Origin of the sequence: Bacillus sp. FJAT-26390, from assembly GCF_001682865.1 — a bacterium.
Classification (GTDB): Bacteria; Bacillota; Bacilli; order Paenibacillales; family Paenibacillaceae; genus Pristimantibacillus.
On record NZ_MAQX01000011.1, the window covers coordinates 355,637 to 380,592 of the forward strand.

22 protein-coding genes are annotated in these 24,956 nt (G+C 47.8%); 3 read left to right on the plus strand and 19 right to left on the minus strand.

Going from position 1 to position 24,956, the window contains the following annotated elements:
* Positions 1–351 precede the first annotated feature (351 nt).
* The 4 genes from gndA to zwf are packed head-to-tail and all read right to left on the minus strand — an operon-like array spanning position 352 to position 5,997.
* On the minus strand, positions 352–1,761 hold the full coding sequence (gndA, locus tag A7975_RS13265) for an NADP-dependent phosphogluconate dehydrogenase (RefSeq protein WP_065385401.1): 1,410 nt from the start codon (positions 1,759–1,761) through the stop codon (positions 352–354).
* A gap of 45 nt (positions 1,762–1,806) precedes the next feature.
* Positions 1,807–2,475: a fructose-6-phosphate aldolase gene (fsa, locus tag A7975_RS13270; protein WP_053377172.1), complete on the minus strand. Its 669-nt coding sequence runs from the start codon at positions 2,473–2,475 to the stop codon at positions 1,807–1,809.
* Between the two features lie 20 nt (positions 2,476–2,495).
* A complete protein-coding gene (gene tkt, locus A7975_RS13275; RefSeq protein ID WP_065385887.1) occupies positions 2,496–4,490 on the minus strand; it encodes a transketolase in 1,995 nt (664 codons plus the stop codon).
* Positions 4,474–5,997, minus strand: a complete 1,524-nt coding sequence (zwf, locus tag A7975_RS13280) for a glucose-6-phosphate dehydrogenase (RefSeq protein WP_053377915.1) — start codon at positions 5,995–5,997, stop codon at positions 4,474–4,476. The genes tkt and zwf overlap by 17 nt, the downstream gene beginning before the upstream one ends.
* A gap of 178 nt (positions 5,998–6,175) precedes the next feature.
* Between zwf and A7975_RS13285 the strand changes: the two genes are divergently transcribed.
* The gene (locus A7975_RS13285; RefSeq protein ID WP_053377173.1) at positions 6,176–7,057 is read left to right on the plus strand and encodes a LysR family transcriptional regulator; all 882 of its coding nucleotides are present in this window, start codon (positions 6,176–6,178) and stop codon (positions 7,055–7,057) included.
* An 87-nt stretch (positions 7,058–7,144) separates the two neighbouring features.
* Here A7975_RS13285 and A7975_RS13290 read toward each other — a convergent pair whose 3' ends face one another.
* Both A7975_RS13290 and A7975_RS13295 read right to left on the minus strand, forming a co-directional pair.
* Positions 7,145–7,909: an SDR family oxidoreductase gene (locus tag A7975_RS13290; RefSeq protein ID WP_053377174.1), complete on the minus strand. Its 765-nt coding sequence runs from the start codon at positions 7,907–7,909 to the stop codon at positions 7,145–7,147.
* A gap of 116 nt (positions 7,910–8,025) precedes the next feature.
* Complete coding sequence (locus A7975_RS13295) at positions 8,026–8,604, minus strand: TetR/AcrR family transcriptional regulator (RefSeq protein WP_065385402.1); 579 nt, start codon at positions 8,602–8,604, stop codon at positions 8,026–8,028.
* A gap of 211 nt (positions 8,605–8,815) precedes the next feature.
* Here A7975_RS13295 and A7975_RS13300 point away from each other — a divergent pair, with 211 nt between their 5' ends.
* Positions 8,816–9,448, plus strand: a complete 633-nt coding sequence (locus A7975_RS13300; protein ID WP_065385403.1) for a transmembrane-type terpene cyclase — start codon at positions 8,816–8,818, stop codon at positions 9,446–9,448.
* A gap of 100 nt (positions 9,449–9,548) precedes the next feature.
* On the opposite strand, the gene A7975_RS13305 is transcribed toward A7975_RS13300, so the two are convergent.
* The 9 genes from A7975_RS13305 to A7975_RS13340 form a co-directional block, all read right to left on the minus strand.
* Positions 9,549–10,163, minus strand: a complete 615-nt coding sequence (locus A7975_RS13305; RefSeq protein ID WP_065385404.1) for a glycerol-3-phosphate acyltransferase — start codon at positions 10,161–10,163, stop codon at positions 9,549–9,551.
* Positions 10,160–11,254: a glycosyltransferase family 2 protein gene (locus A7975_RS13310; RefSeq protein ID WP_053377178.1), complete on the minus strand. Its 1,095-nt coding sequence runs from the start codon at positions 11,252–11,254 to the stop codon at positions 10,160–10,162. Before A7975_RS13310 ends, A7975_RS13305 begins: the two co-directional genes overlap by 4 nt.
* Before the next feature lie 122 nt (positions 11,255–11,376).
* Positions 11,377–12,372, minus strand: a complete 996-nt coding sequence (locus tag A7975_RS13315) for a cell wall hydrolase (RefSeq protein ID WP_065385405.1) — start codon at positions 12,370–12,372, stop codon at positions 11,377–11,379.
* A 155-nt stretch (positions 12,373–12,527) separates the two neighbouring features.
* The gene (locus tag A7975_RS13320) at positions 12,528–12,896 is read right to left on the minus strand and encodes a hypothetical protein (protein ID WP_065385406.1); all 369 of its coding nucleotides are present in this window, start codon (positions 12,894–12,896) and stop codon (positions 12,528–12,530) included.
* Between the two features lie 165 nt (positions 12,897–13,061).
* Entirely contained in the window at positions 13,062–14,039 is a 978-nt protein-coding gene (locus A7975_RS13325; RefSeq protein ID WP_065385407.1) for an NAD(P)-dependent alcohol dehydrogenase, read from the minus strand.
* A gap of 131 nt (positions 14,040–14,170) precedes the next feature.
* On the minus strand, positions 14,171–15,406 hold the full coding sequence (locus tag A7975_RS35405; RefSeq protein ID WP_369688928.1) for a LuxR C-terminal-related transcriptional regulator: 1,236 nt from the start codon (positions 15,404–15,406) through the stop codon (positions 14,171–14,173).
* 6 nt (positions 15,407–15,412) lie between these two features.
* Positions 15,413–16,879, minus strand: a complete 1,467-nt coding sequence (locus A7975_RS35410) for a winged helix-turn-helix domain-containing protein (RefSeq protein WP_369688920.1) — start codon at positions 16,877–16,879, stop codon at positions 15,413–15,415.
* Positions 16,880–16,945: 66 nt separating this feature from the next.
* A complete protein-coding gene (locus tag A7975_RS13335; protein ID WP_065385408.1) occupies positions 16,946–17,866 on the minus strand; it encodes a poly(ethylene terephthalate) hydrolase family protein in 921 nt (306 codons plus the stop codon).
* Between the two features lie 263 nt (positions 17,867–18,129).
* A complete protein-coding gene (locus tag A7975_RS13340) occupies positions 18,130–18,570 on the minus strand; it encodes an Lrp/AsnC family transcriptional regulator (protein WP_053377184.1) in 441 nt (146 codons plus the stop codon).
* Between the two features lie 147 nt (positions 18,571–18,717).
* Here A7975_RS13340 and A7975_RS13345 point away from each other — a divergent pair, with 147 nt between their 5' ends.
* Entirely contained in the window at positions 18,718–19,737 is a 1,020-nt protein-coding gene (locus A7975_RS13345) for an oxidoreductase (protein WP_065385409.1), read from the plus strand.
* A gap of 275 nt (positions 19,738–20,012) precedes the next feature.
* Here A7975_RS13345 and A7975_RS13350 read toward each other — a convergent pair whose 3' ends face one another.
* The 4 genes from A7975_RS13350 to A7975_RS13365 all read right to left on the minus strand — a co-directional run bounded on the left by A7975_RS13350 (position 20,013) and on the right by A7975_RS13365 (position 24,944).
* Positions 20,013–20,267, minus strand: coding sequence for a glycoside hydrolase family protein (locus tag A7975_RS13350; protein ID WP_065385410.1), 255 nt, complete (start codon positions 20,265–20,267; stop codon positions 20,013–20,015).
* 115 nt (positions 20,268–20,382) lie between these two features.
* Positions 20,383–21,504, minus strand: a complete 1,122-nt coding sequence (locus A7975_RS13355) for a glycoside hydrolase family 88 protein (RefSeq protein ID WP_065385411.1) — start codon at positions 21,502–21,504, stop codon at positions 20,383–20,385.
* A gap of 106 nt (positions 21,505–21,610) precedes the next feature.
* Complete coding sequence (locus A7975_RS13360) at positions 21,611–23,200, minus strand: response regulator transcription factor (protein ID WP_065385412.1); 1,590 nt, start codon at positions 23,198–23,200, stop codon at positions 21,611–21,613.
* Positions 23,193–24,944 (minus strand): cache domain-containing sensor histidine kinase, encoded by a 1,752-nt coding sequence (locus tag A7975_RS13365; RefSeq protein WP_053377189.1) that lies wholly within the window; start codon positions 24,942–24,944, stop codon positions 23,193–23,195. Before A7975_RS13365 ends, A7975_RS13360 begins: the two co-directional genes overlap by 8 nt.
* Between the last annotated feature and the right edge of the window lie 12 nt (positions 24,945–24,956).

Sequence of the window (24,956 nt, forward strand, 5' to 3'; positions counted from 1 at the left end):
GCGGAGAACACCTACATGTCTATATGCTTAAATTTGCTAAATGGACGTGACGCCTTTCAGCGATTATTTTTGGTGAGGTAAAGTTACAGCGTAAGCGGCGCAAAAATCGTATCCTCCTTTCAACAGGGCTGGCTGCAAGCTGCCAAGTTTATGCATGAGCGAGGTGAATGTTCCGCCAATCGTCCTCTCTACGCCCCTCAAAAGATGATAAATCACAAGATTATGGCTGTAAAAATCAAAAGAGGGTGACCCAAAAGGGGCACCCTCCTCACATTATAATTATCCGATTCGTTTCTGTTTGTTGTCATCTTATGAGATCTAGTTGAAATGATTGCTCGAAGCCCCCATACCTTATTTCATCCACTGAAAGTGGAAGCTGCCCTTTTGGTCAAGCCGCTCGAAGGTATGTGCCCCAAAATAATCCCTCTGCGCTTGCAGCAAGTTAGCCGGCAGCCTCTCTGAACGATAGCTGTCATAATAAGCTAGTGCGGAAGAAAAAGCAGGAACCGGAATCCCTCTAGTTACCGCGATAGAAATAACGTTTCTCCAAGCGTCTTGATAATTCTCGACTATTCCTTTGAAATAATCGTCCAAGAACAGGTTTCTCAGAGCCGGATCACGATCATAAGCATCCTTAATATTTTGCAGGAAGGCTGCACGGATTATACATCCACCGCGGAATATCATCGCAATGCTGCCATAATTGAGATTCCATTTGTACTCGTCGGAGGCCGCTCGCATTTGGGCAAAGCCCTGCGCATACGAAGCGATTTTGCTTGTATACAACGCTTTGCGTACCGCTTCGATAAATTCCTTCGGATCGCCGTCATAGCTTGGTACAGCCGGACCGTTCAACCGCTCGCTTGCGGCTACGCGCTCCTCTTTCATTGCGGAGATGAACCGGGCAAACACCGACTCCGTAATAATGGACAGCGGAACGCCCAAATCCAGTGCGCTTTGGCTGGTCCATTTCCCTGTTCCTTTTTGCCCTGCCGAATCAAGGATAACATCGACCATTGGTTTGCCTGTTTCCGGGTCCGTTTTAGCGAAAATGTCGGCTGTTATTTCGATTAGATAGCTATCCAGCTCGCCGCGGTTCCATTCCGAGAAAATGTCATGCAGCTCGTCTGTGCCAAGGTGCAATACATCCTTGAGCAAATGATAAGCCTCGCCAATGAGCTGCATGTCGCCGTATTCGATGCCGTTATGAACCATTTTGACATAATGCCCGGCACCGTCTTCACCGATATACGTGGAGCAAGGATCACCGTTAACTTTAGCCGATATGGCTGTCAAGATCGGTTCAACCAGCTCATAAGCGTCTTTTTGCCCGCCTGGCATAATCGAAGGGCCATTCAGCGCTCCTTCTTCGCCGCCGGAAATGCCTGCGCCGATAAAGCGGAAGCCTTTGGCTTGCAGATCCTTATTTCTTCTTTGCGTATCCGGGAAATGCGCGTTGCCGCCGTCAATGAGTATATCACCTTGGCTTAGGTAAGGCACAAGCTGATTAATGGTATCATCAGTCGGTTGGCCCGCTTTAACCATGATTAATATTTTGCGCGGCGTCTCCAGCGATTGAACAAATTGTTCGATGCTGTAAGCCCCGACGAAATTTTTGCCCGGCGCTTCTGCCAAAAGCTCATTCGTTTTCTCAGGTGAACGATTGTATAAAGCAACCGAGAACCCTTTGCTCTCCATGTTTAGGGCAAGGTTTTTACCCATTACGGCTAAGCCGACCACGCCAATTTGCTGTTTTGTCATTGTAACTACCTCCCTGCAATTTGCATCTTCAACTTTCAAGCTATCTTATTGCTGAACTGTTTTTTTCCAATCGGCTGCGAATTTCTCCATCCCTTGATCCGTAAGTGGATGCTTGGATATTTGTTCGATAACCGAAAACGGAATCGTTGCGATATGCGCACCCGCCATCGCTACGCGAGTCACATGATCCGGATGGCGGACAGAGGCAGCGATAATTTGCGCGTCCAGGTTATGCGTACGGAATAATTCCGCAACCTTCACGATTAGTTGAACGCCATCCTCCGATATGTCATCCAAGCGGCCTAGAAACGGCGAGACATAGGTGGCGCCAGCGCGAGCAGCAAGGAGCGCTTGGTTCACTGTGAAGATCAGCGTAACGTTTGTTTTCACGCCTTTTTTAGTTAAATAACGGCAAGCCTCTAAACCTGCAAGCGTCATTGGAAGCTTGATCGTAATGTTTTTGTCATTGTTATTGATTTTGATCAGTTCGTTCGCTTGCGCGATCATTTCCTCTGCTGTAAGTGCGTCAGGCGTTACTTCAGCGGACACGGATTCTACATCAGGCACTTCTCGCAAAATTTCTGCAATGCGGTCCTCGAATTTCACTCCTTCTTTGGCAACCAAAGAAGGATTCGTTGTTACGCCGGATAAAACGCCGATTTTGTACGCTTTTTTAATGTCTTCCACATTTGCCGTATCGATAAAAAATTTCATAATGATCAACCTCCATTTTTTTAATTGCTTAGCAATTGTTTAGTTAGGCGAACCACATTATTTACTGAAAAACCGAAGTACTCCATTACTTCATTGCCAGGACCTGATGCACCGAAAGTATCGATGGACAATACTTTTCCGGTAGGTCCCGTATAACGCTCCCAGCCAAGCGAAATACCTGCTTCAATGGCTATCCGCTTCGTAACAGATGCAGGCAGAACGGACTGCTTGTAATCTTCGGATTGGCGATCGAATAGTTCTCTGCTCGGCATGGCAACTACACGTACAGAGAGGTTATCCCGCTCCAGCTCTTCCTTCGCGCTCACCGCAAGTGAAACCTCTGATCCGGTACCGATAAGAATGACATCCGGTTGATCATTCGTTTCCTCCAGCACGTAAGCGCCTTTTGCTACCCCGTCAACGTTTGCTTTCGTCGCTTCATAAACGGGAAGGTTTTGGCGGCTTAGCACAAGCGCTACCGGACCTTGCTTTTGCTGCAAGGCATACGCCCATGCATTTGCCGTTTCATTTGCGTCTGATGGCCGAATGACCGTCAGGCCTGGAATCGTTCGCAGCGCTGCCAAGTGCTCGACTGGCTCATGAGTTGGACCATCTTCCCCAACGGCAATCGAATCATGCGTAAAGACATAAATGACAGGCAGCTTTTGCAGAGCAGCCAACCGAATGGACGGCCTCAAATAATCGCTGAATACGAAGAAGGTGCTGACGAACGGTTTTACGCCGCCATGGAGCGCCATGCCGTTGCCGGCAGCGCCCATCGCATGCTCGCGAACGCCGAAGTAAATGTTGCGTCCCGAATAGGATTCCACGGCAAAGGTTTGATCGCCGCTAATGTCCGTCATCGTCGAATGCGATAAATCTGCGCTGCCTCCAAAAATCGATGGTACGGTTTTGATGTAATGATTGATAGCAGCACCGCTTGCTATGCGGGTAGAAACGGTTTTCGACGTGTCAAACGTTAGGATGTCTTTGGCTTCAAATACGACAGTCCCATCGATTACTTGCTCCAGCTCCTCGCCAAGCGAAGGATGCTGCGCTTTATAGGAAGCTAACAATCTGTTCCAGTCTTCTTCTTTTGCCTCGCCTTTATGCTTAAGCTGCTCAAAGTGTGCTTTGACTTCTTCTGGAACCGTGAACTCTTCCTCATACTGCCAGCCATAAACTTCCTTGGTAGCCCTCGCTTCGTCCTTGCCAAGCGGATTGCCGTGCGCCTTGTTCGTTCCGGCTACCTTCTTGCTTCCAAAGCCGATAATCGTCCGGATTTCAATAATGGTAGGCTGCGAATCGTTTTGCTTAGCGGCTTCGATCGCTTTCGCAATTGCCGCCACGTCATTGCCGTCCTCAACCCTTAAATATTCCCATCCAGCCGATTCCGCTCTTTTTTGCATATTTTCTCCGAAGGAAAGGTTTAGCTCTCCATCTAGTGAGATATCATTGGAATCGTACAAGACCACTAATTTGCCAAGCTTCATATGTCCAGCCATGGACATCGCCTCGTAAGCTACCCCTTCCATCAAACATCCGTCGCCAACAAGCGCGTACGTATAATGATCGATAACCGGGAAGCTGCTTTGGTTAAATTTAGATGCCAGATGAGCTTCGGCCATCGCCATCCCAACAGCCATCGCAAGGCCTTGACCAAGTGGGCCCGTCGTTGCTTCTACACCATCAGTGTGCCCAAATTCGGGATGCCCCGGCGTTTTGCTGTTAAGCTTGCGGAACTGCTTTAAATCTTCAATGGACACGTTATAACCTGACAAGTGCAGGAGACTGTAAAGCAATGCAGAGCCATGGCCCGCTGAAAGAACGAAGCGGTCACGGTTAAACCATTTGGAATGGCTTGGATTGTGATTCATCAATTTGGACCAAAGGGCATAAGCCATTGGGGCAGCCCCCATCGGCAGGCCTGGATGGCCAGAATTGGCGCTGTTAATGGCATCAATAGACAAAGTGCGGATCGTATCAATAGCTAGCTGGTCAATCGTTTGTGTGATAGGCATATTGTTCTCCTTTTATTGTATCGATTTCTTGTTCAGTCAGCGTATCGAACCACCAATGGTAGCCGTCTCTCGCCAGTAATGCATCAGACTCAGCAGGTCCGTAAGTTCCCGCTGAATAAAGATGAAGCGGAACAAGATTTTCTTCAAACGCATGCAAGATCGGTTGAACCCATTTCCATGACAGCTCCACTTCATCCCAGTGCGCAAAAAACGTAGGATCACCGTGCAAGGCATCATGCAGCAAATTTTCATAAGCTTCAGGCACATCGTTGCGGCTCGTATGAAAGTCGATGTTTATCGGCTTGAACTCCCCTTTTTGCTGAGGGTCCCTTGTATTTAATTGCAGCGTTATCCCTTCATTAGGGCTAATCTCAAACACCAACAGATTTGGTGTTTTGTTGTCATTTGCCGACGACTGCTGCTTTAACGGTTCCTTGAACTCGATGACGATTCGTGTTGATTTTTCTTTCATTCTTTTGCCGGTTCGGATATAGAAAGGAACGTCCCGCCAAAAAACATCATCGATTTGCAGCCTAGCGGCAATAAACGTATCGTTCATGGATGCTTTAGGAATACTTGGTTCGGAAGTATAGCCGACTACCGGATTCCCTTGGATTGCGCCTGCTGCGTATTGGCCGCGGATCACGCTCGATTTTACATCCTCTTTTTGCAGCGGCTCAAGCGATTCCATCACCAGTTTCTTTTTAAAGCGAACATCATCGGAGCTGCTGTTTTTCGGAAGGTGAATCGCCAGCATCATAAGCAATTGCAGCATATGGTTTTGGAACATGTCTCTAACCGCACCTACGTGATCGTAATAACCCGCTCTTTCTTCAACGCCCACTGTTTCATTAGCCGTAATCTGAACGTTGGCAATGTAACGATTTGACCATAATGCTTGAAGAACGGGGTTAGTCTGCTGCAGCACCTCAAGCTTCTGCACCATAGGTTTGCCGAGATAATGATCAATCCGAAAAATTTCATGCTCCGCAAAAGCTTTGCTCAGCTTTTCATTCAAATCCCGAGCAGATTGCAAATCATGTCCAAATGGTTTTTCGATCATCAGCCGTTTCCAGCCCGTTGTCGTTCCTAGCCCGCTTTCCTTGATGTTGAATGCGATCGTTTCAAAAAACTCTGGTCCAACGGACAAATAAAACATTCGATTTGGCGCAAGATCCAGCTCTTCTTCGCGTTGTTCAATTAGCTTCAGAAGCTTCTGGTAATCCTCTTTATTTCCTACATCCAATACACTGTAACGAAAGGCGCTTAAGAAGCTTTTCAATAATGCAGGATCACTTGCTTTGCGTCTAGAGAAGCTAAGAAGAGATTGCTCCACATTTGCTTGAAATTTTTCATCAGACAGCTCTCTTCTTCCAAGACCAATGACAGAAAATGATTGCGGCAGCTTTTGTTCGATAAATAAATTAAACAAGGCAGGGTAAATTTTTCTTTTGGCTAAATCCCCTGTCGCTCCAAACAAGACAAACGTTGCGGCTTCCATGTTCATTACTCCTTCCAGCATAGCTTCTCTCTTATTTCTAACAGCACGATTTGCAGCGACCGGAACAGCGGCGCTTATCCGTTCCAATCTGCAAGCGCTGGTTTCTTTTGCTTAGTTCCACTATAATACTTTTATCACCTATACAAGTAATTAATATATTTCACAGGAGCTATAGACCATGTCTATGAACAATTATGAGCTGTATAAGGTTTTTTATTGGGCTGCGAAGACGGGAAGCCTGACTCAGGCTGCTAAATTCCTGTATATCACCCAGCCCAGCGTCAGCCATGCCATCAAACAGCTTGAGGACAGCTTTGGCATCACCTTGTTTTACCGGAACTCCAAAGGCGTATCCCTGACGCAAGAAGGCGCTATCCTTTATTCTTATATTGAAAAATCGCAAATTTTAATATCGCTGGCGGAAGAAAAACTGGCGGCGCTCAAAAACCTGGACAGCGGCGAGCTGAGGATCGGCGGCAGCGATTCGCTGTTCAAGCATTATTTGCTGCCATACTTAGAAGATTTTCATCAGATTCACCCTGGCATCAAGCTTCAACTTATTCATGGGACTACCCCGGAAATTATAGCTTTCTTGAAAGAAGGCAAAATTGATTTTGGCGTCGTTCGTATGCCGATTGTCGACGCTCAGCTTGAAGTGCGGGAAGGCATTCAGCTGCAGGATTGTTTTGTGGCCGGAGCCCGTTATGCAGAGCTTAAGAACAAGCCGCTATCGCTCGAGCAGCTAATCCAGTACCCCGTCATCCTATTCTCGCGCAATAGCCGGGCACGAATGGCCATTACGGAATTGTTCCAGGGCTACGGCTTTGAGCTGAAGCCTGAAATTGAGGTCGGAAGCGTAGATCTTCTCATTGAATTTGCGCGAAAAGGACTCGGCATCTCTTACGTCACCCGAGAATTTGTTTCCAAGGAGCTGGAGGAGGGCTCGCTTTTTGAGATCCAATTGGAAGTGGAGCTACCTCCCTCGCAAGTAGGTATTATGATTATGCGCAACATGCCGCTTTCCATTGCAGCAAGCCGTTTTATTGAAGGTTTTAAATAACATCCCTGTTTGACGCGATAAAAAAAATGGTTGAGCCGACGACTGCCGGTTCAACCATTTTTGCAATAGTTCATATGAAAGCAGGAATTACCAAGGCAATTGGTCATCGAGATGGAAGAAACCACCGGTTTGTCCGTCAGCCGGCAAAGTAGCAGCAATAATGCTGGTACGGCTGCCTTCCACAACATCGATTGCCGCGTTGTCGCCGCCTAATGCGGTTACGACCCAACCAGGGTGAATGGAATTGACTTTGATCGGGGTATCCTTCAGCTCATGCGCCAGATGAACCGTAAAAGCGTTTAATGCTGTCTTCGATGCATTGTAAGCAAACGTTTTGAACGAATAAATAGGAGCCGTTGGATCAGCATGCAGCGTTAACGAGCCTAAGACGCTGGACAGATTTACGATTCGTCCTGCCTCCGATTTGCGAATCAGCGGCAGCAACGTTTGCGTCAGCTGGATTGGCGCGAAGAAATTGACATCAAAGGTTTCACGAAGGGTCTCTGCGGGCAGCGTGCTTGTACGGTTAATGATTTGCGCCGATACGTTCTCTTCATCCAGCAAAATGCCTGCATTGTTAATGAGAATATCCAGCTTGCCATACTTCTGTTCAAAGAAGCCATATACCGCAGCATGGTCTTCTATGCTGTTGACATCACATTTGACGCTTTCGACAGTTAATCCTTCTTTTCTGAATTGGTCTGCCGTGGCCTGCCCTTTTTGCGCATCGCGTGCTCCTATCACTACAGTTGCGCCCAGCTTGCCAAGTCCACGCGCCGTTTCTAATCCGATTCCCCGTGTGGCGCCAGTTACGAAAGCCACTTTGCCTGTTAAATTCAGTGATTCTGTCATGTATATCGTCTCCTCTAGTTTAGGTTTTCATTTGTGGGAGTAAAGCTGGATTGCCGATGGAGAAAGCCGGCCAACTTTTTGAGAACGATCATTCTCATTTGCTGAAAAAAATTTTTTTATTTTTCCATTGCTGCTAATGCAAAATTGGCAATGCGATGCAGCTTCTCTTTACCGGCTGTGGTACGGACAAGGACCCTTAAGCCCAGCAGCGTATTGTGCAGGTGTTCGGCAAGCGCCTGAGCATCGTGGTCAGCGGTGAATTCTCCTGTTTGCTGTCCTCTGCGAATGATGTCCACAAGCAGCTGCTCGGTATGGTCAAAACCTTTTGCGGCCTTGGCGTCTACCTCTTCATCACGGGCTGCCAGCTCGATGGCTGAATTGACAAACATGCACCCGAGCGGCCTATCCTCGCCGCCTTCAATGATAAAGTCAAAAATAAAACGTATCGCTTGGCTTGCCGTTTGCGCGCCTTTTGCCCCGGCTTCTAATTGGGAGCCAACCATATGCCCATAGCGGTCCAGTGATTTTAAATACAGTGAATGCTTGTCCCCAAAAGTATCGTACATACTTCTGCGATGGATGCCCATATGTTCAACAAGGTCATTCAAAGACGTCTTCTCATAGCCTTGTTCCCAAAACAACTGCATAGCCTTATGCAGAACTGCGCTTTCCTCAAATGCTTTGGTACGTCCCATCACATATCCCTCCCAAAACCATCTTAGCATTTTGAGAACGATCGGTAAAGTATTTTCAAGAAAGCTCTTAAAAAGCGAGGCATATCACGGTTCTTATCTTATTCGTTCTATCCTTCGGTCTACATCAATCGATTGTTTCATATACATAGACAAGCTAAATTCATATTCTTGTATGACGAATTTTTTTAAGAAAGGATGCGATCACTGCTAAATGGAGCATCTATTGCTGCTAAAAGTAATACTGCTAGTTGGGGTAGCCCTATTTTGGACGATCGTCTATATTCTTGTCATTTATAAAGGGTTCAAGGATCAATCCTGCGGAATGCCCCTCGCCTCCATATGCGCAAATATTACGTGGGAATTTTTATTTACTTTTTTCATGCCATTCCACCCGCTTCAGCAAGTCGTAACCTTCATATGGTTCGTATTGGATTGCATCATTCTGATTCAATATCTCTATTATTCCAAAGGCTTGTATCCAAAAAGCACGCTTCATGCTTCCGTCTTCTCCTTGCTTGTCATCGCTTTGCTGCTGCATTACGGAATGGCGGTGGAGTTTCATGATAAAATGGGGGTTTATTCCGCCTTTGGCATCAACCTGATGATGTCCATTCTATTTATAAGAATGCTGCTGGTCAAGGAGCTTCGAGGCCAATCGCTGTCTATCGCTTATTTCAAAATGATCGGTACCGTATGCGCTTCCGTCCTCTGCTATATGCTTTATCCACAATCCGTGTTGTTGCTGATCATGTACGTTTTGATCTTTATACTGGACATCGTGTACATCGTGCTCGTCTATAACCAATCAATTAAAGTGGTGCACAAGCCGTCTATGAATCAATAATCAGAAAAACAGGGCTGTCTCTGAGGTCTATTCCGACCTTTTGAGGCGGCCCTTTCTCTTTCCGGCGGACCGGCATGATTTCACGCCCTGCCAAAGCCATTTAATTACCTTTCCCCAAGCTCCTCTTCAGCCAAGCCTTTAATTCAAATCTGTGCTTAAAGACAAGAATGGAGAAATTGCCCAACCAGACCCAGAAAATAGCCGCAGGGAACGGCCTGATTGACACATAAACGGAGAGCAGCAACATCCCGCTTACAACCTGCAAGCCATCCGATTGCGCGGACTTATACCTGTTTTTGAAAATACTGCGATTCACAGCCATGAACAACGCTAAGATGACTGCATATGCCAAAGAAACCTCGAACCCCGTAAGCGCACTCCACACACCAAAGGTGACCGCAATAGCTTTGCCGCCCTTCCCTTTCAGAAAGGGACTGAATGCATGACCCGCAATGGGAGCAAGCGCAAGCGGAATGATAAAAAATCCTTGCCCGTAGTCGCTTCCCATAATCCATAATAGCGGCAAATAACCTTTTAAAAAATCGAGCAAAACGCCGGCTATGCCATATTTATAACCATTGGCCTTCCACAGGTTCAAGGCACCCGGATTGCCGTCTCCAACGGCTTTTAGATTTTTTTTGCCCAGCAGGCCGAGCCAATACGAGAACATAAGCGACCCCGACAGAAAGAAACAAGCCGTCAACAAAATGATCATTGCTCCCGCCTACCCCTCACTCGGACGTACCTTCCTTTCCATTTTACATGGCCCAGAAAAACGACCTGATACATCGAATAAATCATAATGACTACAAAAAATAGCGTAGAAAAAACATGCAAAACCGGAATCAAAAACCCAAAGTGTCCGACATATTTAATAAAATAAATGAATTGAAGCATGTATAGGATGTATCCGATCATTAAAGGCGCTCCCCATGAAGTGTCCACGAAAATAAACACGGTGCTAGATAGCAGGAGCCCAACGACCCAAATCGCTGTAGGGATAATCGTCCATGGGCTTAGCTGTGAGGTGCTTAGGACCGCACCTTTGCTAAACCCTTCGATTTCGCTTTGAATGCCTTTGGGGTACATCCGAAAGGAAACGAGGCCATACCCGATAAAATTGGTGACAGGGATGCCCGCTGCCATAAATTTTGATCCTAATAACAAATCGTCAAGCACCTCGGATTTGACGCTCTCATGGCCTTTGATTTTTTCGTAATCCTCTCTTAAGGCAACGATGCAGGAGCCATAAAGCCCTTTTTTCGGGTTGCTTCTCTCAAAAACCGATGTGAACGCAAAAATGCCTAAAATATTCATCATCATGGCGAGCTTTTCATAAAGCTTCTCCGCATGGTGAAACGGAACGACCGAAATAACCCCTCCGGATCGCTCTCTCGCTTTCATCAACGATTCCATTGCATGGGGAGCCAATCTTATGTCAGCATCCAAAAAGGCGTAAACATCGCCGGAGGCATGCTTGTATCCCGTCCAAACCGCCCAGCTCTTACCCGTCCACCCATCAGGGAGGCTGCTGCCCGCAATAACCTTGACCCCATAGCTTTCCGCTATTTCCCTCGTCCGGTCCTCTGAGAAATCATCCACAACAATAATCTCGAAGGGGCGGAATGTTTGCGACTTAAGGGATTCCAGCAAATAAGGCAAATTTAGCTCTTCATTTCTAGCGGGAATGATGACGGACAATTTCCTTAGCCCCTGATAAGGCTCATCATAGACGGGCAAAGTATTTTTTCGAAACAGAAGAAAACCGGAGAGGCATCCGACCAGCGATAGCAAAATAATCCACATTTACTTATCCCCCTTCTATATGTATATATGAGGGATTGACGCGTAATATATTCGTCCCAGCGAAGTGGCTTATCTTTGTCCAAAAAAAAGCCCGCTATGGCCTTGTAGCCATAGCGGACTTCCTATCTCGCAAAACTATGATGACCAATTGTCGTAATTACATCAAGGCTCGACCAAAACGAACCTTTGGAAACTTCGGGATTGAAAAAATAAACCGCGTTGCCAACGTTATTTTTTCCATTCAGTGCATCCTTCGCGGCACGCAGAACGCTTTCGTTCGGTTTGCTCTTATCGAGCATGCCGTTATGGGCTGGCGGAAATTGCTTTCCTGAATAAATAACGTCGCGGATCGAATCCGGGAAGCTTGCATCCTTCACCCTGTTTAATATGACATTCGCTAGGCCGAGCTGCCCCTCATACGATTCATATCCGGCTTCAACCATCGTAATCTTGGCTAGCAGCATAAATTCTGCTTCCGTATAAGGTGCTGCTGCTTTATCAAATATCGAAGGAACTACAACCTTAAGCTTCGTTCCCGGCTTGACCGCTGCTTTGCCGTCGAGTCCATTCCGCTTCAACAGCTCAGACTTGCTGCTGCCCGTTTCCTTGCTAATTTCATCCAAGCCGTATTCTTCCGTTATGACGGCTGGCTTCACCGTTATGAGTTCGACAACGTCCGAAGCAGTATTCAAATTCACGTTTGCATGCAGCAATTCCGACAATTGGCGAAGCGGCGCATACAGCCTGCCCTCCGACAAGAAAGGAACCGCTTCCATCCGGTAACGGTCCTCGTTGAAATAAACGACCGGCACCCCGTTTCCAAGCACGATTTTATCTTTTAGAACCGTATGTATCGTTACTTCCTCATTCACGTTATCCCAGCTTGACTTGGCGCCGAATATTTCAGCTATGCGAGCCACTGGCACATACATTCTTCCGTCCAGCATAAAAGCCGGGTCTTTCAACTTTACATTTTCGCCGTTAAACTTGATCGTCACATCATTCACAGCAGCAGCTTCCCCTGCGGAGACGAAGGACAGCGGTCCGATACAAAGCAGAAGCAATCCCAAAACCATTGCAATTATAAGCCTGCTAACCGGCTTTCCTTTTCTGATCATAGGTACCTCCCAGCGCTTCCTGTTGGTGTAATCTGCCAACATTCATCTTCTGGGCAAAATTATATCACAGCTAATTGCAGTTGTAGCATTAACATTTTCACAGAATTGGCCTCAAATGACACATTAACCCGAAAAAAAGTGAAAAAACAACCCGCTCAGCCGAGTGAACTGAGCCCATTTGCTTCGTCTTTATTCTCGATTTCCCATTCCAGCTGCTTCATGTAATCAATCATCGCTAAACAGGTTTCTCTTCTGATGGATCCAGGCACATCCTTCATTTGAAGCTGTATCGTTCTCTCGAAATCCTTGCTCTTTCTGGTGATCGGCGTCCCTCTCTTTTTCTGATATTGAGCGATTAGCGCCATCAACGCCTCCCACTTCTCCAGCTCTAGAGTTAAGACTAAAATCTTATATTGGTTATCCGACTCATAACTGAAATTATTCCGTTCGCATGATTTACGATTTCGAATTTGCGATTGCAGGCTAATCATTTTCGCTTCAATATCCTCTATCATTTCAAGCATATCATCATCCCATTCCTGTTCGATTCAAGGAACATACGTTCCTGTCCATACAAGAATGTCCAATAAAGGCAAGGCTTAAACCTAGCAAGCCATAATGAAGGTGTACGAGCAAAAAAAAAGCTGATGCAGTTAAAATCCCCGCACCAGCTTGCCTGTTAGAATCGTTTATTTATGGTTCACAGTAATGACGACATTGCCTATCTTGTGCCCAGCATCGACGTAACGATGTGCCTCGGCCGTTTGTTCCAGCGGATAACTTCTATCGATGACCGCTTTTAACCTGCCCGCTTCAATAAGCTCTTTGAGGAACAACAAATCTTCCGCACGTTCGCTAGACACGCCGGAAATGACTTTCATGCTGCCGGTCATTGAAGCCCAGGTTCCCCGAACAATATGTGGCAGCATCATAACAGCCATCAAATAGTAGCCTTTTTTCTTAAGTGATCTTTGGCATTCGGAAAAAGGAGATTTGCCTACCGTGTCAAAAATAATATCATACGTATCGCCGCTTTTCGTAAAATCCTCCTTCGTGTAATCAATGGCCTTATCAGCGCCTAGTGCTTTTACCATCTCGACGTTTTTGCCGCTGCACACCCCAGTCACTTCGGCCCCGAAGTGCTTAGCAAGCTGCACCGCATAAGTGCCCATGCTGCCGGATGCGCCGTATACAAGCACCTTTTGCCCGCTCTGAATTTTCCCTTTTCTAAGAAAATGCAGCGCCGCAAGGCCTCCGACAGGAACCCCGGCCGCTTCCTCCCAGGACATATTAGCCGGTTTTAAAGCTATTCCGGCCGTTTCAGGCAAGCAAACATATTCGGCATACGCACTGAATACGAAACCTGTAACCGCAAATACGTGATCGCCTGCGCGAAATCGCTTGACCGCTTTGCCAACGGATTCAATTTCCCCTGCGAGCTCAATGCCCAGTATTTGTTTTCTGGGTTTTCTAAAGCCCATTACGAATCGCATGGGGAGCCTGAACATCGGTGGTGGCGTAAAGCTTCGAACTCTGCAATCTCCTGCCGATGCGGTAGTCGCATATATTTTTATCCGTACTTCATGATCCTTTGGAACAGGCTTATCTACCTCTTTTAGTTCGAGGACATCGGGCGGCCCATATCTTTGAAAAACGACAGCTTTCATATGGGAATCTCTCCTTGTTTGATGAAATGAACTCGTGGCTTTGAACAGCTGTGCCACCGTCACTATTTAGGAGTAGTTTATAGGCAAACCGGTACTGACGCATAGATACTAAAGTATGTTTATGTTAAGGATTACAACAAGCCGAGCTCGCGTGCACGCGCCACTGCTTCGGTTCGTCTCTGCACCTGTAATTTGTCAAAAATAATCCGGTTATGCCCTTTAACCGTACTAAGGGCGAGAAAAAGGCGCTCGCTAATCTCCAGATTCGAAAGCCCCTCGGCTATAAGCCGCAGTACGTTTAACTCGCGAGCGCTGAGCGGCTCAATAAGAGGCTGAGCTCGGAGCGGCTCCGACTGAAGTCCATGGTGCGTCTGTTCCGCTTCAAATACAGCCAGCAGCTTAGCCGTATAATCCCGCATTATTCCATGGGCAGATGCTTCTGATATAAGCCTCGCCATCGGTAATCCTTCGTCGACAAATAGACGGACGAACCCTCCGGGCTCAGCCAGCTTGAGCGTCTCTCCCAGCAGCCGTAATGCTTCGTTCTTCTCGCCATGCGCGAATAAAGCGACCGTTTGCAACACCATCGTCTTAAGCCGTTCGTCCTCCCAGCCCTTTGCCTCCACTTGCTGGCGCCAAGGCTCCAGCAGCGCCAAAGCTGCGGCTGTGTTTCCCTGTGCCAAATGCACACGGGCAGCGCTGACTGGACTGAATGGAAGGCCATATGCCTCTACCCACTCAGCAGCAGCCATATTGCCCATTCGTAGCGAAACAAGCACTTGGGCGTCAGAAATATCAGGCATCCGGTACACGAAGCTATGCCGGCGAACGTACTGGCCCGCCTTTATTAGAATCGAGGAAGCCCGGGCAAGATCTCCCTTAGCCAGCATTAGCTTGGACTGAAATATCTCACAAGTAACGAGTCTATCCGTATATTCAATTTGCCTCGCTAATCGCATGCTTTGTTGCAAATGCTGCTCAGCAGCCTCCAAATCATTCCATTCGCAGCAAATACGGGCTAGACCAAGATACGCCTCGCAAAATACCGGCATTGGCGGATCACCTGCAAGCTCCAGCACCTGCCGATATGTTTGGAACGCCTGATCAAGCTGATTTTCCGACTCCTGCAAGTTGCCAAGGCCAAACGTTGCCATAATGCGGATGATGTAATGCCCAATCGTCTGGCTGACCGCTAAAGCATCGCTATATGCTTTTTTGGCTGCAGCACGTTCTCCTTTCAGCTGGTAGGCGTAGCCAAGCGTCCACGCTGCAGCCGAGCGGACAGGCAAGTTGTTAGGATGCAAAAACGCTAAGGCACGCTTCGACTCGGCAATAATCGTATCTGCCTGATGCTGACTTACGGCTATCGTTGCCTAAACAGAAGCTATATGGCCAATCAGATTTTTGTTATTGTCGTCTAAGACGGCATCCTGCAGAGCTGCTTCTGCTGCTTGCAGCTTCTGTTCGACGCCGGTTGTTTGGCTGACAAACAACAAAGCGGAAGCATGCATCACCAACAAGGAAGGATTAGCATTCAATGTCGCGGCTGGCAGTGATTCCAGCCAGCTCATTACAGGCGTTACCCCGCCGCGAAAGTGCAGGGGCATGCCCCCTCCTTCCATCAGACGAACAGCGCGCGGAACATCATTAGCCGCCACGGCATGCTGAAAGGCTTCTATCTCCAGCCCGTTTTTTTCGTACCATACGCTCGCATGCATGTGCAATTCGCCGACGTCCCAGCCTTCATCACCAGCGGATGCAGTTCTGTGCTGATGCAGCCGCTGCCGCAGCAAATCTGCAAAGAGATGGTGATAGCGATACCATCGCCGTTCGTTATCGAGCGAAACAAGGAATAGATTGGATTGCTCGAGATATTCCAAAACTTCTTGCCCTGAAGCAGTGGTGAAATCGGGAGGAAGCGAACTTGAAGCAGCCAACGTCCCCTTCATCTTGCTATGCTGAGCACTTCTTCTCGTAACGGCATCGCAAAGAGAACCGCTCATCCGGTCGAGAACAGAGGTGCGCAGCAAAAAAAGCTGGATGCTTTCAGGCTGCTGGCACAGCACTTCTTCCATTAGATAATCCATGACGTGGCGGTGGCTGCCGGTAAAAGAATCGATAAAGCCCTTTGTATCGTTATGTCCCTGCATGGAGATAGCGGCTAATTGCAAGCCGGCAATCCAGCCTTCGGTGCGGGTCTCAAGGCGCGAGATGTCCTCTGGAGAGAGACTTAGCCCCATCGCCTCATTTAGAAATCCAGCAGCTTCAATCGCGGTAAAACGCAAATCAGCAACGCGCAGTTCGTTTAGCTGTCCTCGAGCGCGCAGCCTTGCAAGCGGTAAGTGCGGGTCCTTCCGAGTAATCATGACCAAATGCATCTGTACAGGCAGCCGCTCAACCAGAAAGGAGACAGCCTCTTGAACCGGTGTGGCGTCAATCACGTGGTAATCGTCAAGAACGAGGATAGAAGGGCTTGGAATCGTTGTCATTTCATTCAGCAGCAATGTCAAAATCGATTCGATTGACGGCGGCTGCGGAGATTGGAGCAGTCCAAACACGCCTTCTCCAACATTCGCTCCGATATTCTGCAGGGCAGCGAAGAGATACGTCAGAAAACGTGCAGCATCGTTATCGCCTTCGTCCAGCGACAGCCATGCGGCAGGCCTACCGCATCCGGCAAGCCATTCGCTGACCAATGTCGTTTTGCCAAAGCCAGGCGAGGCAGAGATCAATGTCAGTTTGCGTTGTTTGCCTTCATTCAAGCGATCAATCAGCCGAGAACGAAGGACCATTTCCGGCCGGTTCGGGGGGATGTATAGTTTAGTTGATAATATTGGCATAATCATAGCTCAATTATAAGGACCGCGTCTTCAAGCCGTCAATCGAACCGTTTCGTTATACGCCGGCTATTGTTGCTGCATGTTTGCTGAGAAGATATCTTTCCAGTTATCGTTCGTCAAAATTTCCGCGTCCTCGCCCTTAAAGGCGGACATCGCTTCCGAATCGCCCATTAACTGATATCTCATCCAAGCTGTCAGATACCCTCTATGCTTGCCGCCATCCTGTTCGATCGCCGTATGCGCTGCCCCTTTGGCCATCGCCATCATCGCCGGAATATCCGGATTTGCGCTGCTGATCGCCAGCTTGTTCGAGGCTGAAGGAGATATGATAAAATCACGGGTTCCACTCATCACAAAAAAAGGAACCTTCAAAGCTGACGTGTCATACACATCCTCTGGATCGCAATATTTAAGCGCCGGGAGCGCGATCGAGACAACCGTCTTGATAGCAGCGCCGCGCTCAAAATTAGTATGGGCGTTAATTACGCCGGTGGAGCCTTGAGAATGGCCCGCAGCCCCTATTTGATCAGTTTGAATGCGTTGATGGAACGGGCTGCCGGACGTATCGTTTTGAGCCAGCATATAATCAATGGCCGCAACAATTTCTTTCCCCGTACCAGTTGTCGTGCTATACGTATCGATAACTACAAATCCCCAGCCCGCCAAATGGCGAAATAGCTCGTCGTATTGCTCAGGCAGAGCGCCCGTCCCGTTGCCCCAAGCAATTAACGGATGCATCGACTCTTGCGATACTGGAGAGTAGACTTTGTACCGTTTTTTTCCTTGCACGTCCGAGATTTCCTTCACTGCTACTTCATATTGTCCTCGTGACGCATATTTCTCTTCCACGCTGCCCGTCTTAAAAGTAGCAGAAACCGAGTTCACCAGCAGAAAGGAAACCGTGGAGAATACGATTATCATAATTAAAAGAATACCGGTCGTCCATAATAACCATTTGCTTCTGAGAACTCTCTTAATTTGCGGCATACAATCTCCTCTCACTATGTCACTTACATGCCGGATGATCATGATGATAAGCCTTGTTAATTTTCATAGTTGTTTAGTAGATTTATTATACTATAAGCTCCTGGTCTTTACTTGCTGATAACAATGGATAGCTTGTAATTTACATATTTATTTAATTCAGTTAAAAATAAAAAACCGGCACCCTGTTCGACTCCGTACCATGTCAAACAAATCAACCACGTCCATTGGGCGTGGTTGATTTGTTTGATTCCATCATTGCGCAATTACACCTTGGTCGCGGTTGCTGCAAGGCTTTTATCCTCAAATGCCGTCGAGAGAACAATCAAGGTCGTAGAAAATCCGTAGGCGCTGCAGCCGTCAAGAAAGTTCGCCAATGATTCCGTCGTTTCGGTTAACACCTTCAATAAAAAATTATATTCTCCGCTAATTCTGTAAAGATCAACAATCTCAGGAGCCGTTTCACTGAAAGCAACAAAATCCTGGCAGCTATTTGTTTTAAACAGTACAAATGCGGTAGTATGCTTGCCTAATTTTGAAGGGGAAAACTGCGCGCGATAGGCAGTTATAATGCCTTGCTCTTCCAGCTTTCGCAATCTTTCCGTTACCGCAGGCTGCGACATCGCGATCATTCTGCTCATCTCAGAAATAGGCATTCGGGCATTTTCATGCAACAAAGATAAGATTTTGGAATCAATTTGATCCATAATCATCGCCGCCTCAATATTAAAGGTTATAGACTTAAAATAACTAAATAATTTAGTTATCAGATGCAATCTTCCTTAAGAATACTATGTAATTTATATGTTATCCATCATAAAATATCACTATTCAATCGCAAAGGAGAATATAAGATGACATGGACCTTAAACGATCCCCTCGCTATGGGCGGGTTAACTTTAAAAAACCGGCTAATTATGGCGCCAATGCAGCAGTACAAGGGAACTTCCGAGGCTTTTGCCACGGATCATCACATTAAACATTACGGCCGAAGGGCAAAGCATGTGGGCCTCGTTATTTTGGAATCTACCGCTATCTCTTCTAATGGACGGCTGTGGGCAAATGATATCGGAATATTTACGGATCGCCACGTGGAGCCCTTAAAAAAAATTACAGACGCCATCCACGCGCACGAAACGCCTGTCTTTATCCAGTTGTCGCATGGGGGACGGAAATCTTCTCCCGAAGTAACAAATCGTTTAGTCGCGCCGAGCGCAATTGCGTTCGACGATCATTACGGCACTCCCGAGTCTCTGTCTATTGCTGGCATTGAAGGAATTATGAAGGAATATCGTCTTGCGGCAAAAAGGAGCATAGCAGCCGGGTTTGATGGCATAGAAATTCATGCGGCGCATGGTTTTTTAATTCATCAATTTTTATCGCCGCTATCCAATAGACGGTCGGATGCCTATGGCGGCGCTTCCGATAACAGAGCCAGGTTCTTGAAAGAAGTTCTTCTCGCGATTAGGGCAGAAGTCGGAAGAAATTATCCGGTTATCGTACGGGTATCTGCGACTGATTATTCCGATGGAGGACTAACGCCTGAAGAATTGGCGCGCATGCTGCTGCCGCTCGAGTCTGAACTCGATGCTATCCACGTCTCAACAGGCGGGAATCTTCCCGTGCAGCCAAGCGACGCATACACCGCTTATCAACTGCCACATGCGGCAGCGCTTAAACAACATTTCAGCATTCCAATCATTGCAGTCGGCAAAATTTATACCCGAAACCTCGCCAACCGCATCCTCGAGGATCAATTAGCCGACGGCATCGCGATCGGCCGCCCTCTCTTAGAGGACCCGGATTATGCGGAACAATTATTGACGAATCAGGAGCAAAGCAGTAAGGGTGAAAGGAAGGCTGTTTCAAATTAAATCCCTAACCCCGTTCGGGTTTTTAGCTCTATTTTCAGCCGGCAGCGGCTCGGCAGTCCAGATCAGCTATCACGTCACCGTGCATTTTTACTCGTTCAGCACCGTAACGAGGGAGCCCCTGCCAAGCAGCTGTCGTTTCTTTCATTTAATTACCGAGTGGAATCACCATGTTCCATGTATGCCGTGCATCGCCAAAACCCGTTTTCCCATCCGATACGGCTCCAAATAAATGAGTCGGCCTGCCGTCCTGGAACAGTAAAGATGGCCGTTCGAAATTACCGTTCGTGTTTCACAATATGCGGGTTGTGCGTGCTGCGGCCATCCCAGTATTCCGCGCCTCTTGCAGGGAATACAACCTCTTGGAAATCATATGGACCCTCAGGCGTATCTGAAACGGCTCTAACGATTTCTGAAGCTATGATCCAGCCCGGATGCATGGGCAATGATTTAGGCCAGCGAGACGCAAACATATGAAATCGCCCATCCTCGCCTTTTGCGACCGACCCGCACCATACCCAGTAGCCATCCATCCGGAAACCTCCATGAACGGACGCCGGCAATTTCGTGTGAAGAATGGATATCCCCTCCTTGAATCTCAAACCGTTTCAGAGACTCTATTAACCATCAACTGCATGTTTACAAACTCTATTCATACCAGTAGCCTTTATGACCATGCAAAATCCGCATAAGCGCCTCGATATAATAGTAATCGCCCCAAATCATATAATCATCCGGTGAAGCTCCGCCGCGTACGCTGTATGATCCCCTCTCCAGAAGCCCCTCCGCATCCGGCTTGCCGATCGTGGCATAGTGATGGATCAAGCCATCCATTGATCGCTTCATGCCATTCTCCAAAAACGCCCTGTCGGGGTGATCCGCTGGCAAGGACAGCAGCAATTGATGGATGCCGCATACCGTGATAGCAGACGCGGAGCTATCTCTCTTTGTCTCTGCATGAATTGGAGCAGAGAAGTCCCAGTAAACAACGCCATCACCCGGTAATCTTTCCAGAAAGTGACGCGACATACGAAGCGAGGTTTCCTGATAGAGCGGATTGCCCGTGTAGTGGTAAGCAAGCGCGAATCCGTAGATTCCCCATGCTTGTCCTCTCGTCCACGTTGAGCTATCGGCATACCCCTGCTCCGTCCCGCCGCGAATGGCCACTCCGTTGCTCTGATCGAAGTAGAACGTATGGTAAGAGGAGTCGTCGCCGCGCACGAGATAACGTCTGCTCATATCAGCTTGCTGCACAGCCACTTCAGCGTAGCGTTGATCTCCCGTGTGCCGGGCCGCCCAGAACAGAAGGGGCAAATTCATTAGGCAGTCGATAATAATTCGGCCGCCGTTCTTCTCGTCTCCTTCCGGCCCCCAAGCCTGAATGATGCCGGCATTCGGTCTCCAGCGTTTCATAAGCACATCAGCGGAAGCAAGCGCTAGCTTCTTAGCCGTCTCATCCTTCTCGATCATCCACTGAGCCTTGGCGGAGAGAGAGTAGAGAAAGCCGATGTCATGATGGTCCAATACCGTATGTGCTTCCAGCCGCTGGCGAAAACTCTCCACATTGGCAACCGCCGCATCCCGGAACTCCCCATCCTTTGTATTCTCGTAGCATAGCCATAACATGCCGGTCCAGAAGCCATTCGTCCAATCCGTATTATCATTGAGGTGATAGACGCCATTCTCGCTGACATGCGGAAATCTCCCATTGAACCTCGCGATATTTTGTTTCGTTTTTGCCACAGCATCCCTAAGCGCCTCTTGCAGCATGTCATTCACTCCCCGTATTATATGTCGTCCAATCCTTATGGCAAGCATGGGTTTTTGGGCATTGTTTCTAGTCCTTCTGTGCTTCCTCATTAACAAAGCTCGTCCCCTACTCCGATTTTCCCCGCAGCTCTGTCGGAGTAAGTCCTGTATATTTCTTGAATACCTTCGAGAAATAGCTTCGCTCATAATAACCCAGCTTGGCAGCCACGATCTCGACGCTCTCGTCCGAGTTTTTTAGGAGCTGCTCCGCGATCCCAACCTTATAGCGGTGGGCATAATCCGTGAAGTTGATCCCCGTGAGCCTTTTGAAAAATCGCGAGAAGTAGCTCGGATTCAACTCTAAAAACTGTGCCATATCGATGGAGCTGATATTCTCCGAAAGGTTGTCGACAATATAGCGATCGATTGCTTGAAGCTTCAGCTCCTGCAAGGGTGATTGCAGCGGTATTTTGTCTCCCGCAATAAGCTCGTCAAGCTTCCCGCCCATCAGACTAACCAGATCATCGCCGTTCATGACGGACTCCAGCGCTTGATAGAAAGCATCGTCCTTTGTCCGTATATTCAGCTTCATCTCTAAGGAACGCACCAATTCGGTACATGCTTGTATCCAATCCAGCGGCTGAAACCGCTTATCCGAAGCTTCCACCTTCATAGCTGCAAGCCGTTCTTGCACGGCGACTACATCGCCATCCTGCACAGCTCTATCCAATGACTTTTTAAACGTTTCAAAGCTATTATTGGCAGGATAAAATACGAGGCGGTTCCGGTCTGGACGCCATTCGATCAGGCTCGCTCCTTCATAGAAAACCTGGTGCCTATTGCTATTTATCTTTTTATACATATCCGGTATGTCTTTAAGAGCCAGCTCTGCCGTGCAGTTAATGAAATGGAGGTCTACCTTCAAAAATTGTTCCACATGCCGCTGCACGTCGATCAAGTAACTCTGCAAATAGCTTTGCGGCGTCGTCGTAACGCTGCTTCGATAATTGAGCAGCACCATTAAATAACCCTTGTATTTGAATGTACTGATTCCTTCATAGCGGCTGGAAATCTCGGAAGCCATGTTGTATACGGAATACCGAAGCAGCTCAATGTCCTTATGAGCGTAACGCATCCGCAGACTAGAATAAGGAATAAATCCAAGCGCAAGCTTGAAAGAGGAATAGGTCCACTTAATGCCGAGCCTGCGTGCGTACCTCACCATAGCTTCTTCATTGCTTACTCCGCTTGCCAACTGCTCGAAGAAAGCGCTCTTAAGTACATCCAGGTTGCGAATGAAATCCTCCTGGTACGATTCCGTAGCTTCCGAAACCGCTTGCTGCTTCATCGCCGCAATGGACTTGTTCAACGTTTGCTCAAGCTGCGCGGCCACCAGCTTGTCCTTGATCAAATAATCGTCCGCATTCATATGAAGCGCCTGCTTCACGAATTCGAACTCCTCGTAGCAGGTCAAGAATACGATTCTCACATCCGGCTTCAGCCTTTTGAATTGATCCGCGAGCTGAAGGCCGTTCATTTGCGGAAGACCGATATCCGTCACCACGATATCTGGCTTTTCTTGCTTGAACAGCTCTAGTGCTTTAACGCTGGAGTACGATTCCAGCAGCGAACTGAAGCCTAAAGCGTTCCAATCAATAAGCTGACGCAAATATTTGAGCATGAGCGCATCATCATCAATTATCAAGACCTTATACATCGTTCTCGACCTCCGGCAGCTTATCCGATTCTAAGATAGGAAAGCTAAGATAGACGGTAATGCCTGCATCCTTGTTCGAGACGAGCCACATAGCCGCTTCAGGGCCGTATATAAGTCTCGTTCGTTTCAAAATATTGCGCAGTCCGATTTGATCGAAGCCCTCGCTCTCCTCGATGGTTTCCTCATGCAGTCTGTCGTTCATCATGGCGAGCGACTCCTCCGTCATTCCCGCGCCGTTATCCGTGATGGCGATGATCAGGTGCTGACTGAGGATCTGGGCATCCAGCGCAATTGCTGAATGGTTGTCCCGCTCGACAAAGCCGTGTACGATCGCGTTCTCGACCAGCGGCTGCAGCAGGAGCTTCGGAATAAGGACGCTGCCTGCATCCTCTGAATAATCCATATTGAGACCGATGCTCATATCGCTCCTCATCTCCATAAGGCTGACGTAGTGCCGGAGCACCTCGCATTCCTCCCGCAGGGTAGAAGGCTCATCCATCCTCAAGTAATTCCGCAGCAGCGTGATGAGCGAATTGATTTTCTCGCTATGGAGGGAATCCGACTGCATAATGAGGCTGATCTTGATCGCGTTGAGCGTATTGAGCAAAAAATGGGGCCTAATCTGGTTTGCCAGCGTATGAAGTTCCATTCTTCGCTTCTCGTCCTGCTCCCGGTTAATATTGGCGATCAGCTCTTCGATCTGGTCCAGCATCTGGTTGAGCGTCCGTCCCAGATCATTGATCTCGTCATCGCCGGAAACAAGAAAGCGCATCGAGCGATTGCCGCTTCCGAACTGAAAGGCAATCCGCTGCAGCTTATGAATCGGTTTATGCAGTCTTCTTGCCAGTACCATGGATAACAGTAAAAACAGCAGCATCGAGATCCCAATAATCATTCCGCTAATATAAAACGTTCTCGTAAGCTGACCGACTACGTCCTGCTTAGGCGTCTCGAAAACAAGATCCCAATCCACGATCGGAATGGAGGCTTTGCTCCGAATCGATGTCGCGGCATCGGCCGCTGGCTGAAGCTTCACTTCCTCCGACCCCGCGAACAGCTCACCGTCACTGTTAAAAAGGCCAAATTTCCCGTTGGGAAACGGTTTAAACAGCTCGCTGAAATAATTTTCCGAAATGCCGATGTTGAGAACAGCCAGCGTACGTCCGGTGCCCGACTCGCGAATCGCCCTTGTCCCATAAAAGAATTTTTCAGGATACCTATCCGACGAAACCGCGCCAAGCCACTGAAAATGCCCGGAATTTGTCAGGTTCTCATTGGAGCGTATTTGTCTCCAGTGCTCTTTGAGCTGCCCAATGTCCTTCCCTTGGTCAAAAAAGCCCGGCGTCGCGATGATCATTCCTTGCTCATTGGCGATAAATAGATGGATATGATTAGGAGAAGCCTTAAAGGATACCAACTTGAGGAGGCTTTCTATCCCGTTGTAAACCTTATAATCCTCATAGTTGTTAATATGGCTTAGCTCCGCGTAATGCTTGTAATAGGGCTTTAATAGATCATTTTCAACAAAAATAAGGGAAGCGTAAGCCAAATCGCTAATCGTCCCCTCAATGTCCTTCTCCATAAGCTGCAAAATGCTCTTATTCGTCAGCTCGATGTTCTCCATGCTGGCATTTCTATTCAGCAGGTAAGAAATAATGGATACGGTAACAATAGGAAGCAAAATAAGAATAATAAACGAAAGCTGAATCTTTCGATAATAAGTGCTGCGAAGCAGCTTCTTCATGATGATCACCGT